The 16,008-nt window shown below is 68.5% G+C and carries 15 protein-coding genes and 1 pseudogene; 7 read left to right on the top strand and 9 right to left on the bottom strand.

All coding sequences use genetic code 11. The features are described 5' to 3' along the window. Positions 1-2: 2 nt before the first annotated feature. From HMPREF0591_RS00730 to HMPREF0591_RS00715, 4 genes are read right to left on the bottom strand one after another with little or no spacing between them, the layout of a single operon-like run. On the bottom strand, positions 3-410 hold the full coding sequence (locus HMPREF0591_RS00730; protein WP_007166459.1) for a nuclear transport factor 2 family protein: 408 nt from the start codon (positions 408-410) through the stop codon (positions 3-5). Next, on the bottom strand, positions 407-1,615 hold the full coding sequence (locus HMPREF0591_RS00725; RefSeq protein WP_007166458.1) for a thiolase domain-containing protein: 1,209 nt from the start codon (positions 1,613-1,615) through the stop codon (positions 407-409). The genes HMPREF0591_RS00730 and HMPREF0591_RS00725 overlap by 4 nt, the downstream gene beginning before the upstream one ends. Further along, complete coding sequence (locus HMPREF0591_RS00720) at positions 1,615-2,679, bottom strand: thiolase domain-containing protein (RefSeq protein WP_007166457.1); 1,065 nt, start codon at positions 2,677-2,679, stop codon at positions 1,615-1,617. The genes HMPREF0591_RS00725 and HMPREF0591_RS00720 overlap by 1 nt, the downstream gene beginning before the upstream one ends. A gap of 16 nt (positions 2,680-2,695) precedes the next feature. Beyond that, positions 2,696-3,703, bottom strand: coding sequence for a Zn-ribbon domain-containing OB-fold protein (locus HMPREF0591_RS00715; protein WP_040620831.1), 1,008 nt, complete (start codon positions 3,701-3,703; stop codon positions 2,696-2,698). 64 nt (positions 3,704-3,767) lie between these two features. On the opposite strand from HMPREF0591_RS00715, the gene HMPREF0591_RS00710 reads away from it, so the two are divergent. Genes HMPREF0591_RS00710 through HMPREF0591_RS00700 form a run of 3 tightly spaced genes read left to right on the top strand, consistent with a single transcriptional unit; the run spans position 3,768 to position 6,758 of the window. After that, positions 3,768-4,808 carry an LLM class F420-dependent oxidoreductase gene (locus HMPREF0591_RS00710; RefSeq protein ID WP_007166455.1) on the top strand — a complete coding sequence of 347 codons (1,041 nt, stop codon included), beginning with the start codon at positions 3,768-3,770 and terminating at the stop codon, positions 4,806-4,808. Positions 4,809-4,851: 43 nt separating this feature from the next. Further along, on the top strand, positions 4,852-5,568 hold the full coding sequence (locus HMPREF0591_RS00705; protein WP_007166454.1) for an acetoacetate decarboxylase family protein: 717 nt from the start codon (positions 4,852-4,854) through the stop codon (positions 5,566-5,568). Positions 5,569-5,570: 2 nt separating this feature from the next. Further along, positions 5,571-6,758, top strand: coding sequence for a cytochrome P450 (locus tag HMPREF0591_RS00700; RefSeq protein WP_083212278.1), 1,188 nt, complete (start codon positions 5,571-5,573; stop codon positions 6,756-6,758). A 73-nt stretch (positions 6,759-6,831) separates the two neighbouring features. On the opposite strand, the pseudogene HMPREF0591_RS33625 reads toward HMPREF0591_RS00700, so the two are convergent. Beyond that, positions 6,832-7,672 (bottom strand): annotated as a pseudogene (locus HMPREF0591_RS33625) (hypothetical protein). Positions 7,673-7,775: 103 nt separating this feature from the next. Beyond that, on the bottom strand, positions 7,776-8,618 hold the full coding sequence (locus HMPREF0591_RS00690; protein WP_007166452.1) for a crotonase/enoyl-CoA hydratase family protein: 843 nt from the start codon (positions 8,616-8,618) through the stop codon (positions 7,776-7,778). A 34-nt stretch (positions 8,619-8,652) separates the two neighbouring features. On the opposite strand from HMPREF0591_RS00690, the gene HMPREF0591_RS00685 reads away from it, so the two are divergent. Genes HMPREF0591_RS00685 through HMPREF0591_RS00670 form a run of 4 tightly spaced genes read left to right on the top strand, consistent with a single transcriptional unit; the run spans position 8,653 to position 13,451 of the window. After that, positions 8,653-10,293, top strand: coding sequence for an acyl-CoA synthetase (locus tag HMPREF0591_RS00685; protein ID WP_040620828.1), 1,641 nt, complete (start codon positions 8,653-8,655; stop codon positions 10,291-10,293). Then, positions 10,290-11,057, top strand: a complete 768-nt coding sequence (locus HMPREF0591_RS00680) for a fructosamine kinase family protein (protein ID WP_007166450.1) — start codon at positions 10,290-10,292, stop codon at positions 11,055-11,057. Before HMPREF0591_RS00685 ends, HMPREF0591_RS00680 begins: the two co-directional genes overlap by 4 nt. A 22-nt stretch (positions 11,058-11,079) precedes the next feature. Further along, positions 11,080-11,904, top strand: coding sequence for an amidohydrolase family protein (locus tag HMPREF0591_RS00675; RefSeq protein WP_007166449.1), 825 nt, complete (start codon positions 11,080-11,082; stop codon positions 11,902-11,904). After that, complete coding sequence (locus HMPREF0591_RS00670; protein ID WP_007166448.1) at positions 11,901-13,451, top strand: acetolactate synthase large subunit; 1,551 nt, start codon at positions 11,901-11,903, stop codon at positions 13,449-13,451. Before HMPREF0591_RS00675 ends, HMPREF0591_RS00670 begins: the two co-directional genes overlap by 4 nt. Here HMPREF0591_RS00670 and HMPREF0591_RS00665 read toward each other — a convergent pair. From HMPREF0591_RS00665 to fadD17, 3 genes are all read right to left on the bottom strand, one after another. Then, positions 13,437-14,150, bottom strand: a complete 714-nt coding sequence (locus tag HMPREF0591_RS00665) for a serine hydrolase (RefSeq protein ID WP_007166447.1) — start codon at positions 14,148-14,150, stop codon at positions 13,437-13,439. The genes HMPREF0591_RS00670 and HMPREF0591_RS00665 overlap by 15 nt on opposite strands. A 110-nt stretch (positions 14,151-14,260) precedes the next feature. Beyond that, positions 14,261-14,473 (bottom strand): hypothetical protein, encoded by a 213-nt coding sequence (locus HMPREF0591_RS30610; protein WP_007166446.1) that lies wholly within the window; start codon positions 14,471-14,473, stop codon positions 14,261-14,263. After that, on the bottom strand, positions 14,470-16,005 hold the full coding sequence (gene fadD17, locus HMPREF0591_RS00660; RefSeq protein ID WP_040621572.1) for a long-chain-fatty-acid--CoA ligase FadD17: 1,536 nt from the start codon (positions 16,003-16,005) through the stop codon (positions 14,470-14,472). Before fadD17 ends, HMPREF0591_RS30610 begins: the two co-directional genes overlap by 4 nt. Positions 16,006-16,008 lie beyond the last annotated feature (3 nt).

The raw sequence follows: 16,008 nt of genomic DNA, 5'->3' as shown, positions 1-16,008 counted from the left end.
ATCTAGACCTTCCGGGCCGACGCGGCCGCGCGGTCCATCTCCCAGTACGCGCGCAGGGCGGTCATCTGACCCTCGTCATTGGCCTTGTATGTGAAGACGCCCTCGGCGGTCACCTGGTAGTCGCCATGGGTGATGAGGATGTGCCCGACGTTGGCTTCCTCGTTGCCGCACTGGTAGGTGTCGCGGAAGACGAACTCGATCCTGGTGGTGGGGGCGATGGCCTTGTCCCAGAAGGCCGATATCGCGTCGCGGCCCCGGTGGCCCTTGCCTTCGGGGTCGAAGGCCGAGGGGCCGATCGGGTCTTCCACGATGGCGTCGTCGGCGAACACCGCCAGCCACGCCTCTTTATCCCTGGCTATGACTGCCTCGCGGGAGCGCCGGCCGGCCTCGTGCGCGGGGTGCTCGCTCACGCGCCGACTTTTTCGGGCGTGGGCTTGGCGGGCTTTTCAGAGCCGACCACCCACATGGAGTAGTACTGCGAGCCGCCGCCGTAGGCGTGCCCCAACGCCTTTCGTGCGTTGGGCACCTGGTGATCGCCGCCCTTGCCCATCACCTGGATGGCCGCCTCGGCGAACCGGATCAGGCCCGAGGCGCCGATCGGGTTCGAGGACAGCACACCGCCCGACGGGTTCACCGGCAGCCGCCCGCCGATCGCCGTCTCGCCGGCTTCGGTGAGCTTCCAGCCCTCGCCCTCGGGCGCAAACCCGAGGTTTTCCAACCACATCGGCTCGAACCAGGAGAACGGCACGTAGATCTCCGCGGCGTCGATCTCGTCGATCGGGCTGGTGATGCCGGCCGCCTTCCACAGCGCGGCGGCCGCGTCACGCCCGGCCTGCGGGCTGACCTGGTCGCGGCCCGAGAATTGCAGCGGCTCGGTGCGCAGCGCGGTCGCGTGGATCCACGCTACCGGTTGTCCTTGCGCCAGACGGGCTTCGGCGGCCTCCTCGTTGCCGATCACCACGGCGGCGGCGCCGTCGGACGACGGGCAGGTCTCGTCGTAGCGGATCGGGTCCCAGAGCATCGGCGACTCCATCACCTTCTCGAGGGTGATGTCGGGCTGGTGCAGGTGCGCCAACGGATTGCGGGCGCCGTTGAGCCGGTCCTTGACGGCGACCATGGCGCCGATGTTCAACGGTGCCCCGGAGCGGCGGATGTAGGACCGCACGTGCGGGGCGAAATAGCCGCCCGCGCCGGCGCCCACCGGCTTGATGAAGGGAATCGGAATCGACAGTGCCCACATGGCGTTCGACTCCGACTGCTTCTCCCAGGCCATCGCCAGCACGCGCCGGTACTTGCCGGACTGTACGAGGCTCGCGGCCACCACCCCGGTGGACCCGCCGACCGAGCCCGCGGTGTGCACCCGGATCAGCGGCTTGCCGGTCGCTCCCACGGCGTCGGCCATGAACAGCTCCGGCATCATGACGCCCTCGAAGAAGTCGGGCGCCTTGCCGACGACGACGGCGTCGATGTCGTCGAAGGTGGACCCGGAGTCGGCCAGCGCGCGGTCGATCGCCTCGCGCACCAGGCCGTTCATCGAGACATCTTGTCGCTTCGCGACGTACTTCGTCTGTCCGGTACCGAGTACCGCGGCGAGGTTCGGTCCTGCACCGGCCATCAGTTCTTCCCTTCCATGACCGCGACCAGGTTCTGTTGCAACGCGGGCCCGCTGGTGGCGTGCGCGAGCACCCGCTCGGCCGACCCGTCCCAGATGTGCTGTGCCGCAAAGCCGATGCGCTCGAGTCCGGCGACGAACATCGGGTTGGCGGCCAGCGGGCCACCGGACGGATTGACTTTGGTCGGCCCCGGTATCCGGATCGCTTCCTCGATGATCAGGTGCTGATGGGTGAAGGGCGCGCAGATCTCGGCCACGTCGAGGTTGTGGGTGTCACCCCCCGTGGCCGCGTGGGCCGCCGCCTTGGTCGACACGGATTCGGTGAGGTCGCGCGCGCCCAGCGACGGGGTCTCGATGCGGTGCTCGATCCCGGTGATCCAGGCGGGATTGTCGCGCAGCTCGCGCGCCCGGTCGTCGGCCGCGAGCACAATGGCGGCGGCGCCGTCGGTGATGGGGGCGATGTCGTGACGTCGCAGCGGCTCGGCGAAGAACGGCCTTTCGAGCAACTCCGCGACGCTGATCGACGGCTCCACGGAATCCACCCGCCGGGCATTGGCGAAGGAATCGAACGCGACCCGCGCCATCTGCTCTTCGTTCCACTTGCCGGTGTCGAGCCCGATGCGGGCCTGCAGCCCGGCCATGGACACCGAATCCGGCCACAGCGGCGCGACGGTGTAGGGGTCGGTCTGTCGCGACAGGATCTGACGCAGGATCCCGGCCGAGGACTTGCCGAAGCCGTACACCAGCGCGGTGTCCACCTCGCCGGTCAGCAGCTTGATGTACGCCTCGTAGAGGGCCCAGGCTGCGTCCATCTCGACGTGGGACTCGTTGATCGGCGGGACAGCGCCGATCGAGTCGATCGCCGAGATGAACGAAAACGCCCGCCCGGCAAGGTAATCGGAGGAACCCGAACACCAGAAGCCGATGTCGGACTTGGTGATGCCGAGGTCGGAGTAGAGCTGGGCGAAGCAGGGCATCAACATCTCGACGCCGTTGGTGGTGCCGTCCGTGCGGCGTACGTGTGGGGCGTGGGCGAAGCCGACGACCGCAACGTTGCGAGCGCTCATTTGGTAGTTAAGCCCTTTACAGGTGGTGCTTGTAGGTGTCGTATTCGGCGTCGGGTTCGCCCGTCGGCCGGAAATACTCGATGTTGTCGATGCCGAAGCCCCACTCCTCGCGGGGTTTCCACACGGCCTCGACGCGCATCCCCATCCGCACCTCGTGGGCGTCGATGTCGGCGACCAGATGCAGGAAGGGGATGTCGGCCCCGTCCAGCAGCACATAGGCCGCCACGTAGGGCGGTTTGATGCGCTGGCCCTGGAACGGGATGTTGATGATGGCGAACGTCGTGACGGTGCCCTTGTCGGGCAGTTCGACGAACTCGGTGGTGGGCTGGCCGGTGGCCGGGTCCGCGCCGTGCGGCGGGAAGTAGACCTTCCCCTCTTCGCCGTTGGCCCCTCTGGTCCGCGCCCCCAGCAGTTTGCCCTGCGCGATGGCGCGCAGATAGGCGCTTTCCTCGTGGGAGGCGGTGTGCTGGATCGTCAGCGAGATCGGCGTGACGATCATGGTCACCGGGTCCTGCTCTCCCGCCGCCTGTTCGGACACGGGCTCGGCGTCCTCGCCGAGCTCGAAGTAGGCGATGTCGGTGATCGCGCCGACCGGCTCGTCGGCCCAGTGCACGTGCACCCGGGCGCCGCTCTTGATGGCCTTCGGTTCACCGGCATCCACGGCGTGCATCATCGGGGTGTCCGCGCCGTCGAGCTTGATCAGCGCCCAGGCGAACGGACGGTCCAGCGGCTGGCCCTCCAGCGGTTCGGGCTGCCACGTCCACGAGACCACGGTGCCGACGCTGGACACCGGTACCATCTCGCCCAGCGGCTCGTAGGTCACCGGGTCATATTCCGCCGGCGGTACGTGCACCCGGCCATCGGATCCGCGCACCCCCAGGATGCGGCGCTCACGCAATGCGGTGAAGAACTTGCTTAGCGTGGGCCCGACCGAACGGGTGTAGTCGAAAGACAACGTCAGTGGCGCGGAGAGCGGTGGCTCAGGGTGATCCGTCAAGGTCGGGCTGCTCGAGCTGGCTGTCACGCCATCGAGTAGAACAGGTTCTAAGAACGGTTTCAACATCGGGTCTGCCGGAAGGGTCAGTGACATGAAGCTGGGGTTGCAACTCGGTTATTGGGGCGCTCAGCCGCCGGAGAATCACGCGGAGCTCGTCGCCGCGGCCGAGGGAACCGGATTCGACGCAGTGTTCACCGCCGAGGCGTGGGGGTCGGACGCCTACACGCCGCTGGCGTGGCTGGGATCGTCGACGCACCGGCTGCGGCTGGGCACCTCGGTGATCCAGCTGTCCGCGCGCACTCCGACGGCAACCGCGATGGCGGCGCTGACGCTCGACCACCTGTCCGGGGGCCGGCACATCCTCGGGCTCGGTGTTTCCGGTCCGCAGGTGGTCGAGGGCTGGTACGGCCGGCCGTTCCCCAAGCCGCTGGCCCGCACCCGCGAGTACATCGACATCATGCGGCAGGTGTGGGCGCGGGAGAAGCCGGTTACCAGCGACGGCCCGCACTATCCGCTGCCGCTGACCGGTGAGGGCACGACGGGCCTGGGCAAGCCGCTCAAGCCCATCACCCACCCGTTGCGCCCCGACATCCCGATCATGCTGGGCGCCGAGGGCCCCAAGAACGTGGCGCTGGCCGCCGAGATCTGCGACGGCTGGCTGCCCATCTTCTACACGCCGCGAATGGCGGATACCTACAACGAATGGCTCGACGAGGGATTCGCGCGACCCGGCGCGCGGCGCAGCCGCGAAGACTTCGAGATCTGCGCGACCGCCAACATCGTCATCACCGACGACCGCCCCGCCGCCTTCGCGGCCATGAAGCCCTACCTGGCCCTCTACATGGGCGGCATGGGCGCCGAGGACACCAATTTCCACGCCGACGTGTACCGCCGGATGGGCTACGCCGAGGTGGTCGACGACGTGACCAAGCTGTTCCGCAGTGGACGCAAGGACGGCAAAGAACGAGCCGCGTCGATCATCCCGGACGAGGTCGTCGATGACGCCGCGATCGTCGGCGACATCAACTACGTCCGTGAGCAGGTCAAGGTATGGGAGGCGGCCGGTGTGACAATGATGGTGGTCAACGGGCGCAACGAGGCGCAGATCAGGGAGCTCGCCACGCTCATCTGACCCGGTATTGCCCTACGAATAGAACACGTTCTAGATTGACCCGATGACAGCCTCGCAGCACACCATCGCGGGCACGGTCCTGACGATGCCCGTGAAGATCCGCAAGGCAAATCAGCACATGGCGATGTTCTCGGTCGACGCCGATGCCGCCCAGCAGATGATCGACTACAGCGGTCTGCAGGTCTGCCGCTACCTGCCCGGGCGCGCCATCGTGGTCCTGATGCTGATGCACTACCTCGACGGCGACCTGGGCCGGTATCACGAGTTCGGCACCAGCGTGATGGTCAACCCGCCCGGTTCGCGGGCCGGCGGGCCGCGCGCCCTGCAGTCGGCCGGCGCCTTCATTCACCACCTTCCCGTCGACCAGGCGTTCACCCTGGAAGCCGGAACCAAGATCTGGGGCTACCCGAAGGTGATGGGCGACTTCACCGTTGCCGAGGGCCGTGAGTTCGGGTTCGACCTCAGCATCGACGGCCAACACGTGATCGGCATGGACTTCCGTCCCGGCCTGCCGATTCGGTTGATGCCGCGACAGCAGGCGCAGCGCAGCTACTCGCACCGCGACGGGATCACCCGAGAAACCGCTTTCGAGCACACGCTCGACGGTGTGCGGACCAGGCTTGGCGGTGTGCGTGTCCGGCTCGGTGATCACCCTTACGCCAAAGAGCTTGCATCGCTGGGCCTTCCGAAGCGAGCGCTGCTGTCCAGTTCAGCCGACCAGGTACAGATGACATTCGGCGATGCCCAGGAGATCTCATGACCATGACGAAACCCGACGTCGACCTCACCGACGGGACTTTCTACGCCGGTGACTCCCGGCCCATCTACAAGTGGATGCGCGAGAACGAGCCGGTGTTTCGGGACCGCAACGGATTAGCCGCCGCATCGACCTACCAGGCGGTGATCGAGGCCGAACGCAACCCCGAGTTGTTCTCCAACGCCGGCGGCATCCGCCCCGACCAGCCGGGGGTCGAGATGATGATCGAGATGGACGATCCGCAGCATCTGTTGCGTCGTAAGCTCGTCAACTCCGGCTTCACCCGCAAGCGCGTGAAAGACCTGGAATCCAAGATCGTTTCGCTGTGCGACACGCTGATCGACGCGGTGTGCGAACGCGGGGAGTGCGACTTCGTCTGGGACCTGGCGGCGCCCCTGCCGATGGCCGTCATCGGCGACATGCTCGGCGTGCGGCCGGAGGAGCGCACCATGTTCCTCAAGTGGTCCGACGACCTGGTCGGCGCGCTGAGCAGCACCGCGGCCGAAGCGGACGTCCAGGTCACCATGGACGCCTTCGCGGCCTACAGCCAATACATGATGGGCATGATCGAGGCCCGCAAGTCCGAACCCACCGACGACCTGGTCAGCGTGCTCGTGCACGCGGAGGTCGAGGGCTCACGACTCGAGGACCACCAGATCGTCACCGAGGTCCTGCTGCTGTTGATCGGCGGCGACGAGACCACGCGCCACACGCTGTCGGGCGGGACGCGGCAGCTGCTGCTGCATCCCGATCAGCACCGGCGCCTGGCGGCCGACCTGAGCTTGCTGCCCAACGCGATCGAAGAAATGCTGCGCTGGACGGCGCCGGTGAAGAACATGGCGCGCACCATCACCGCCGACACCGAATTCCACGGCACCCAACTGCGCCAGGGCGAGAAGATGATCCTGCTGTTCGAGTCGGCGAACTTCGACGAGAAGGTCTTCGACGACCCCGAAAGCTTCGACATCGAGCGCTACCCCAACAACCACCTCGCCTTCGGGTTCGGGACGCACTTCTGCCTCGGCAACCAGCTGGCCCGGCTGGAGCTGTCCATCATGCAGACGCGGCTGCTGCAACGGCTGCCGGACATGCGGCTCGCCTCCGACGCCGACTTGCCGTTGCGGCCGGCCAACTTCGTGTCCGGCCTGGAGAAGATGCCGGTGGCGTTCACGCCGAGCGCGCCGCTGGGCTGACGGCCTCCGGCTGTCATGCCTCGCGCCGAGCGTGAGCTGAGGGCGAAAAAATCGGCCGAAAACAGCCATGAGTTCACGTTCGGCGGGTCCAGGCGGCCCCCACGCGTCCGAGGATGCCACCCCGCGTGTCGTCGGCCGTGACCCGGATGGCCATCCATCCGAGGTCGGCCAGCGCCTCGTAGCGGGCGATATCGCGATTGAACTGCCTGCGATCGGTGCGATGGTTGGTCGCCTTCGTATTCGACGGCCAGTTTGACGTCCTCCCAACCCATGTCGAGGACCGCGACGAGCTCGCCGTATTCGCCGTAGACCGGAATCTGCGTACGCGGCCGCGGATAGCCGGCCTCGATGAGCAGCAGCCGCAGCCGCGTCTCGCGCGGCGATTCCGCGCCCGCGTCGACGAGTGCCAGCGCGCGCCGAGCCCGCCGGATGTTGCGATGACCTTTGTAGCGTTCGGCGAGTCGTTGCACCTGCTCGACATTCAGCCGGGTTGCGCGTGCCAGCGCATCGATGGCTGCGACCGCCGCTGCGGTCGGATTCCGGCAGGCAAGGTCGAAAGCGGTGCGTGCCGCGGTGGTTGCCGGTATTCCGCCGATCAACTGGATTTCGTCGGGCGAGACGCTCTCCGACCACGTGCGGATTCCGGGCGGTGGACGACGGTGCTCGTACACCAACTGAGCCGGGCCACGGTGGTCGACCCACTTGGCGTCGTGTAGTGCCGCGGCGGACTGTCCCGCGACCACGCCGCGCCGCCGTGACCACAGCCATGCGGCGTGAGCGCGCGTGACAGCGGTGAGATCCGCGTCGCGCTGGATGTAGACGGCCGGATGCAGCGCGACGAATCGGCTACGCAACCGGTATCGCGTCAGTGCGCCCGATGCCAGCGCCTCGCTGCCGATGAACGGTCCACGCATGCCGGCAGTGTGTCGCGGGAGACCGACAAACGCCGAACGTGACGTCAGGGCGAAAAATCGGCCGAAAAGTGGCCCTCAGATCACGCTCGGCGCAAAGGCAGCGTTACTTGTTCTGGAAGTTGGGCTTGCGCTTCTCGGCGAACGCCCGCGGCCCTTCCTTGGCGTCGTCGGACAGGAACACCTTGATCCCGATCTGGGTGTCGATCTTGAAGGCCTCGTTCTCGTGCATGCCCTCGGTCTCGCGGATCGCCCGCAGGATCGCCTGCACGGCCATAGGTCCGTTATTAGCGATCACCTCGGCGATCTCGAGCGCCTTGGACAGCGCCTGGCCGTCCGGCACCACATGCCCGATCAGGCCCATCTCCTTCGCCTCGGCGGCGGTGATGTGCCGGCCGGTCATCAGCAGGTCGCAGGCGACCGTGTAGGGGATCTGCCGCACCAGGCGCACGGCCGATCCGCCCATCGGGTACAGGCTCCACTTGGCCTCCGAGATGCCGAACTTGGCGCTCTCGCCGGCGATGCGGATGTCGGTGCCCTGCAGGATCTCGGTGCCCCCGGCGATCGCCGGTCCCTCGACGGCCGCGATCAGCGGCTTGGTCAGCCGCCGGCCTTTGAGCAACGCGTCGATTCGCGACGGGTCGTAGCTGCCGTCCCTAAAAGATTCACCAGGTGGCCGTTTCGTCGCCGCCTTGAGGTCCATGCCCGCGCAGAAGTAGCCACCGGCCCCGGTCAGGATGCAGCAGCGGATGTCGGGATCGTTGTCGACGCGGTCCCAGGCCTGCACCATGATTTCCATCATTTCGGTGCTCAGGGCGTTGCGGGCGTGCGGCCGGTTCAACGTGACGATCAGGGTGTGACCGCGCTGTTCGACGAGCGCGTCGGGTCCCGTCTGTTCGTTTGCTGGAGCCTGAGCCACGGCTACCGCCTTTCCGTCGACGAGGGGCATGAGCTTGTCAAGAAATGTAACACGTTCTAATTTGGTGGCCGTGGCCCTGAATATTGCCGATCTCGCAGAGCACGCCATCGACGCTGTGCCGGACCGTGTCGCCCTGATCTGCGGCGACGAGAAGCTCACCTATGCCCAACTGGAGGAGAAGGCCAACCGCCTCGCCCACTACCTGATCGACCAGGGGGTGAAAAAGGACGACAAGGTCGGGCTGTACTGCCGAAACCGCATCGAGATCGTCATCGCGATGCTCGGCATCGTGAAGGCGGGCGCCATCCTGGTCAACGTCAACTACCGCTACGTCGAGGGCGAGCTGCGCTACCTGTTCGACAACTCCGACATGGTCGCCCTGGTCCACGAGCGCCAGTACTCCGACCGGGTCGCCAAGGTGCTGCCGGACACCCCCAACGTCAAGACGATCCTGGTCATCGAGGACGGTTCGGACAACGATTACCAGCGCTACGGCGGGGTCGAGTTCTACTCGGCGATCGCCCAGGGCTCACCCGAGCGCGACTTCGGGGAGCGCAGCGCCGACGACATCTACCTGCTCTACACCGGGGGCACGACGGGTTTCCCGAAGGGCGTGATGTGGCGCCACGAGGACATCTACCGGGTGCTCTTCGGCGGGACCGACTTCGCGACGGGCGAATTCGTCGAGAACGAATACGACCTCGCCAAGGCCGCCGCGGAGAATCCGCCGATGATCCGCTATCCGATTCCGCCGATGATCCACGGCGCCACCCAGTCATCCACCTGGATGTCTCTCTTCGCCGGTCACACCACCGTGTTGGCACCGGAATTCAATGCCGACGAGGTGTGGCGCACGATTCACGACCACAAGGTGAACCTGCTGTTCTTCACCGGCGATGCGATGGCCCGGCCACTGCTCGACGCGCTTGACACCGATCACGATTACGACCTGTCATCGCTGTTCCTGCTCGCCAGCACTGCGGCGTTGTTCTCGCCGAGCATCAAGGAGAAGCTCCTCGAGCTGCTGCCCAACCGGGTCATCACCGACTCGATCGGTTCCTCGGAGACCGGCTTCGGCGGTATCAGCGTCGTCACCAAAGACGCGCCGCAGAGCGGCGGGCCCCGCGTGGCGATCGACCACCGCACGGTCGTCCTCGACGAGGAAGGCAACGAGGTCAAGCCTGGCTCGGGTGTGCGCGGCTTCATCGCCAAGAAGGGCAACATCCCGGTCGGCTACTACAAGGACGAGAAGAAGACCGCCGAAACGTTCAAGACCATCAACGGTGTCCGCTACGCCATCCCCGGCGACTGGGCGATCGTCGAGGAGGACGGCACCGTCACGATGCTGGGCCGCGGTTCGGTGTCGATCAACAGCGGCGGGGAGAAGATCTACCCCGAGGAGGTCGAGGCCGCGCTCAAGGGCCACCCCGACGTCTTCGACGCCCTGGTGGTCGGTGTGCCCGACCCGCGTTACGGCCAGCACGTGGCGGCCGTCGTGCAGCCGCGGCCGGGTTCCCGGCCGACGCTGGCCGAACTGGACCGCTTCGTGCGCTCCGAGATCGCGGGATACAAAGTGCCGCGCAGCCTTTGGCTGGTGGACGAGGTCAAGCGCTCGCCGGCCGGCAAACCGGACTACCGGTGGGCCAAGGAACAGACCGAGGCACGGCCCGCCGACGACGTGCACGCCGCTCACGCGACCGCTTGAGCGACTTCGTCAAGCGCCACCCGGCCGCCCCCAGCGGCTACTTCGCGTGGGAAGCCGCCGGGCTGCGCTGGCTGGCCGGCGTCGACGGCGGGGTGCCGCTCGCGCAGGTGGTGTCCGTCGACGCGACGAGCCTGACGCTGCGCCGGCTCGATTCGGCGCCCCCGACCCCCGAGGCGGCCCGCGCGTTCGGCGGCAGGCTGGCCGTCACGCACGACGCGGGCGCGCCCGCGTTCGGTGCAGGGCCCGACGGGTGGGACGGGCCGGGGTTCTTCGGGCCGCTGTCGCAACCGTTGCCGATGTCGCTGCGCCAACACGACCGCTGGGGCGACTTCTACGCGCAGGAGCGGCTGGCACCGATGGCCGAGCGCGCGGCGGACCGGCTCGACGGGTCCACCCGGGACTCGATCGATGCCGTCGTAGCGCGGTCCCGCGCCGGCGACTTCGACGACGGTGACCGGCCCGCGCGGCTGCACGGCGACCTGTGGGGCGGCAACGTGATGTGGACGCCCGACGGGGTGGTGCTGATCGACCCGGCCGCGCACGCCGGCCATCGCGAAAGCGACCTGGCGATGCTCGCGCTGTTCGGCTGCCCGCACTACGACGAAGTCATCGCGGGGTATCAGCGGGTGCGGCCGCTGCGGCCCGGCTGGCGCAATCGGATCGGGCTGCATCAACTCTTTCCGCTGCTGGCTCACGTCGTGCTGTTCGGCGGCGGGCACGCACAGCGGACGCACGCCTGTGCCCGCGCCGCGCTGGCCCTCTGACGGCCCGTCTACTGTTGGCTCGATGACGGTCGACGTGTGGATGCAGCACCCGACTGCGCGGTTCCTGCGCAGCGACATGCTGGCGTCCCTGCGCCGCTGGACCGGCGACTCCATACCGGACGCCGACATCCCGATCGAGGCGAGCATCGCGACCATGGACGCCGCCGGCGTCCGCTTCGGCCTGCTCAGCGCGTGGCGCGGTCCCGCGGGGCAGGACCTGATCTCCAACGATGAAGTCGCCGGATGGATCAGCCTGCATCCCAACCGGTTTGGCGGCCTGGCCACCGTCGACCTCGATCGCCCGATGGAAGCGGTGCGCGAATTGCGGCGCCGGGTGTGCGAAGGATTCCTGGGCCTGCGGGTGGTGCCGTGGCTGTGGAACGCGCCGCCCACCGATCGCCGCTACTACCCGCTGTTCGCCGAGTGCGTCGAGTTGGGGGTGCCGTTCTGCACACAGGTGGGCCATACCGGCCCGCTGCGACCCTCGGAGACGGGCCGCCCGATCCCCTACATCGACCAGGTCGCCCTCGACTTTCCCGAGCTGGTGATCGTGTGCGGCCACGTCGGGTATCCGTGGACCGAGGAGATGGTCGCGGTCGCGCGCAAGCATGAAAACGTCTACATCGACACGTCGGCCTACACGCTGCGCCGGCTGCCGCCGGAGCTGGTCGCATTCATGAAAACCGGTACCGGACAACGCAAAGTCCTGTTCGGAAGCAATTATCCGATGATGACCCACGCGCACGCGCTGGCGGGTTTGGCGGAACTCGGCCTGGCCGACGAGGGCTGCCGAGACTTCTTGCACGGCAACGCCGAGCGCATCTTCAGACTGGAGGCAAACCCGTGAACGGCGCCCAGGCCCTGATCAACACCCTGGTCGACGGTGGCGTCGACGTCTGTTTCGCCAACCCGGGCACCTCGGAGATGCACTTCGTGGCCGCGCTGGACACGGTGCCCCGAATGCGCGGCGTCCTGGCCCTGTTCGAGGGAGTCGCCACCGGCGCGGCCGACGGCTACGCCCGCATCGCAGGCCGGCCGGCCGCGGTGCTGCTGCACCTGGGCCCCGGCCTGGGCAACGGCCTGGCGAACCTGCACAACGCCCGGCGCGCCCAGGTGCCGATGCTGGTGATCGTCGGCGACCACGCCACATATCACAAAAAGTACGATGCCCCACTGGAATCCGACATCGACGCCCTTGCCGGCACCGTCTCCGGCTGGGTGCGCCGCACCGAACGCACCGCGGACGTCGCGTCCGACGCGGCCGAGGCGATCGCCGCGAGCCGGGCGGGCTCGCAGGTGTCGACGCTGATCCTGCCCGCCGACGTGTCGTGGTCGGACGGGGCGCAAGCCGCCCCGGCGACGCCCGCGCACCCCGCCGGGGCCGAGCCGCGGTTGACGTTCGAGGTGATCGAAGTGCTGCGCTCGGGTGAGCCGACCGTGCTGATGATCGGCGGCGACGCCACCCGCGGCCCCGGGCTCGCCGCGGCCGCCCGGATCGCGCAGGCGACCGGGGCCAGGCTGTTGTGCGAGACCTTCCCGACCCGCCTGGAGCGCGGCGCCGGCGTCCCCGCGATCGAGCGGCTGGCCTATTTCGCCGAGGCCGCGACCGCGCAGCTGGACTGCGCAAAGCATCTCGTGCTGGCGGGCGCGAAATCGCCGGTGTCCTTCTTCGCCTACCCGGGCATGCCCAGCGACCTCGTCCCGGCCGGCTGTGAGGTGCACCTGCTCGCCGCGCACAGCGGCGCCGCCGAGGCGCTGGCCGCGGTGGCCGACGAGGTGGCGCCCGGAACCGTCGCGCCCGTCGCGCCCGCGGCGCGGCCACAACTGCCGGCGGGTGCCCTGACGTCCGCTTCCGCGGCCGACGTGATCGGTGCGCTGCTTCCGGAGGGGGCGATCGTCGTGGACGAATCGAACACCTCGGGCGTGCTGCTGGCCCAGGCCACGGCGGGGGCACCGGCCCACGACTGGCTGACGCTGACCGGCGGGGCGATCGGCTACGGCATCCCGGCCGCCGTGGGCGCCGCGGTGGCCGCTCCCGACCGGCCGGTGCTCTGCCTGGAATCCGATGGGTCGGCGATGTACACCATCTCGGGGTTGTGGACCCAGGCGCGGGAAAACCTCAACGTGACCACCGTGATCTACGACAACAGCGCCTACGACATCCTGCGGATCGAGTTGGCCCGGGTGGGCGCCGGATCGGCTCCCGGGCCCAAGGCGCTTGACCTCCTCGACTTATCGCGGCCCACAATGGATTTCGTCAAGATCAGCGAAGGAATGGGGGTGCCGGCCCGCCGCGTCACCACCGCCGAGGAACTCGCCGACGCGCTGCGTCACGCCCTGAGCGAACCGGGGCCGCACCTGATCGACGCCGTCGTGCCGTCAATAACGGGCTAGCCCGGGGAGCCGGGCGAGGACCCACTCCGACATCGTGTTCAGGATGTCGACGCCGGTCTCCAGCACCCCGTCGTGCACCTTGGCCGCCAGAGCCACGCCCCACTGACCGGACGAGGTGGGTACGATCCCGAACTGCCGCACCAGGTAATCGCCGTGCATCCCGGGCCCCCAACCGCCCTTGGCGGCAAAGCCTTTCGCGGCCAGCCCCCAGCGATGGCCGCTGGTGAGGCGCTGCATCAGGTCGATGACGTCGGCCGCGTCGGGGATCGACGGCAGCTCAGCCGCGAACCGGGCTTGCCGCTGCAGCGTCCACTGCGTCTGGCCGAACGCGGTGTAACCGCGCCGAAGCCGGCGCGATTCGACCACGGTGGCGGTGTCACCGCCCTCGGCGATCACGCCCTGCACCCGCCGTGCCGCCTCCCCGGGGTCGCCCAAGCGAGACCACAATTGCTCCGATGCGCGGTTGTCGGATTCCGTGATGGCCTTGACGGCAAGGTCCTTGGCGCGCAACCAGTCGCTGCGCAGCGCGGCGATCGCCAACGGCACCTTGATCGTCGACCACGCGACGCCCGACCACCATCGGCCCAGGGAATAGGTGCGATCCGGCCGGGCGATCGCGATGCCGACATCCGCCGGAACGGCGGCGGACAGTTGGTCGAAGCTCGCCTCGAGGGCGGTCTCCAGGGGTCGGGAAGTCATGCGCTGATCGGACCAACCATCGCGTCTCCTTCGATCCCGGCATTCCCGTGCAATGTCGCATTATCTCCGAACGCCGCGCCGCGCAGGGCGAAAAGGGTGGCGGCGCGCCGCTAGCCCGGCGGCAGTGGCGGCGCCTCCGGCGGGGGAGGTTCCCAGGGGTCGGGTTCCGGCGTCTGCGGTGCCCACACCAGCGGTGGCGGGGGCGGCAGGGGAGGCGGCGGTGGCACGGGATCCGCCGCGGCGCGACCGGCGCCGACCCCGAACGCGGCGGCGCCGACAGATCCGAGCAGGGCGGCCGCGGCGAGCGCCTGTCGGATTGTCATGGGCCGGCCGTTCCCCTGGTCGTCTGCGGCTCGATTCGCACGACCGGATCGTCGCATTCGAGGCCCTGGGCCGCCAACTGGCGCTTGAGCACCTTGAAGGTCACCGTGCGGGGGAGTTCGGCGCTGACCCGGACGTAGGACGGCCACTGCTTGGGCCCGAGGTCGGGCTGCCCGGCCAGGAAGGCGCGGAACTTCTCGGCGTCGAACTCGGCCCCCGGCGCCAGCACCAGCGCGGCCATCACCTGGTCGCCGACCACCGGGTCCGGCACCGCGTATACGGCCACCTCGGTCACGTCGGGGTGCCGCAACAGCACCCGCTCGATCGGGGCGGCGCCCAGGTTCTCGCCGTCGACCCTCATCCAATCACCAAGCCGCCCCGCGAAATACGCATAGCCGGCCTCGTCGCGGTAGGCCAGATCGCCGGTGTGGTATACCCCGCCCGCCATCCGCTCGGCCTCGGCGGCCTCGTCGTTGTAGTAGCCCTCGAAGCGGCCCGCCCCGGCGGTGTTCACCAACTCGCCGACCACTCCGGGCGCACAGGGCGCACCGGTGTCGGGGTCGACGATCTCGACGCCCTCGGGCAGCGGGCCCAACGCACCTTCCGGGGTGTCGGAGGTGCGCGCGATCGCCACCCCGCCTTCGGTGGAACCGAACCCGTCCTGGACGACGCAGCCGAATCGGCGCGCGAATCGTTCGATGTCGCGGGGGACGCCCTCGTTCCCGTAGACGGCCCGCAGCGGGTTGTCCGCGTCGTCCGGCCGCTCGGGCGTGGCGAGCACGTACGACAGGGGCTTGCCGACGTAGTTGGCGTAGGTGGCGCCGAAGCGGCGGACATCCACCAGGAAGTTGGAGGCGGAGAACTTGCGCCGCAACGCCAATGAGCCCCGGCAGGCCGCCGCCACCGCCCAGCCGACCAGCACCGCGTTGGAGTGGAACAGCGGCATCGACACGTAGCAGACGTCGTCACGGCCGAGGCCGAATCGCTGGGTCATCGTCACGCCCGCGATCGCGACCTTGCCGTGGCTGCACTTCACCGCCTTGGGCTCACCACTGGTGCCCGAGGTGAAGATCAGCATGAAAAGGTCGCCCGCCGTTGCCGTTTGGAAACGGGGTTCGGCGTCGCCGTGGGCGGCCACTTCGTCGGCCCACCCGGCGGAATCGACGTCCACGTGATCGATGCCGCCCAGGGCGACGGCCGAATTGGAGTCGGCGAGCACCAGTTGGCAGTCGGCGTGGGCGATGTCGCGGGCCAGCGCGTCGCCGCGGCGCACCGGGTTGAGCCCCACCGGCACGATCCCGGACATCCCCGCCGCCGTCAGCATCGCCGAGAAGAACGGGGTGTTCTCCAACAGCACGCCGACGTGCGGCGGCTTCGCCGGGTCGAGGCGGTCGCGCAGCGCCGCCGCGATCGCGGCACCGTGGCGCAGGTGCTCCCGCCAGCTGGTGTGGGAGTCTTCGAAGTAGACGCCCCGGTCGTCGATCTCAGCCAGCGGCACCAGCAGTTTGGTGACCGTCGGGTCGGGAGGAAGCACGAA

This window comes from Mycobacterium parascrofulaceum ATCC BAA-614, from assembly GCF_000164135.1.
GTDB classification, from domain to species: Bacteria; Actinomycetota; Actinomycetes; order Mycobacteriales; family Mycobacteriaceae; genus Mycobacterium; species Mycobacterium parascrofulaceum.
The sequence above is the reverse complement of the archived record's forward strand: the minus strand, read 5'-3'. Positions and strand labels throughout refer to the sequence as shown.

Coding starts and splice junctions, on each gene's coding strand:
- HMPREF0591_RS00710 (WP_007166455.1), top strand. CDS start 3,768: ATGAAGCTGGGGTTGCAACTCGGTTATTGGGGCGCTCAGCCGCCGGAG.
- HMPREF0591_RS00675 (WP_007166449.1), top strand. CDS start 11,080: ATGACGGTCGACGTGTGGATGCAGCACCCGACTGCGCGGTTCCTGCGC.
- HMPREF0591_RS00720 (WP_007166457.1), bottom strand. CDS start 2,679: ATGAGCGCTCGCAACGTTGCGGTCGTCGGCTTCGCCCACGCCCCACAC.
- HMPREF0591_RS00690 (WP_007166452.1), bottom strand. CDS start 8,618: ATGCCCCTCGTCGACGGAAAGGCGGTAGCCGTGGCTCAGGCTCCAGCA.
- HMPREF0591_RS00725 (WP_007166458.1), bottom strand. CDS start 1,615: ATGGCCGGTGCAGGACCGAACCTCGCCGCGGTACTCGGTACCGGACAG.
- HMPREF0591_RS00665 (WP_007166447.1), bottom strand. CDS start 14,150: ATGACTTCCCGACCCCTGGAGACCGCCCTCGAGGCGAGCTTCGACCAA.
- HMPREF0591_RS00705 (WP_007166454.1), top strand. CDS start 4,852: ATGACAGCCTCGCAGCACACCATCGCGGGCACGGTCCTGACGATGCCC.
- HMPREF0591_RS00700 (WP_083212278.1), top strand. CDS start 5,571: ATGACGAAACCCGACGTCGACCTCACCGACGGGACTTTCTACGCCGGT.
- HMPREF0591_RS30610 (WP_007166446.1), bottom strand. CDS start 14,473: ATGACAATCCGACAGGCGCTCGCCGCGGCCGCCCTGCTCGGATCTGTC.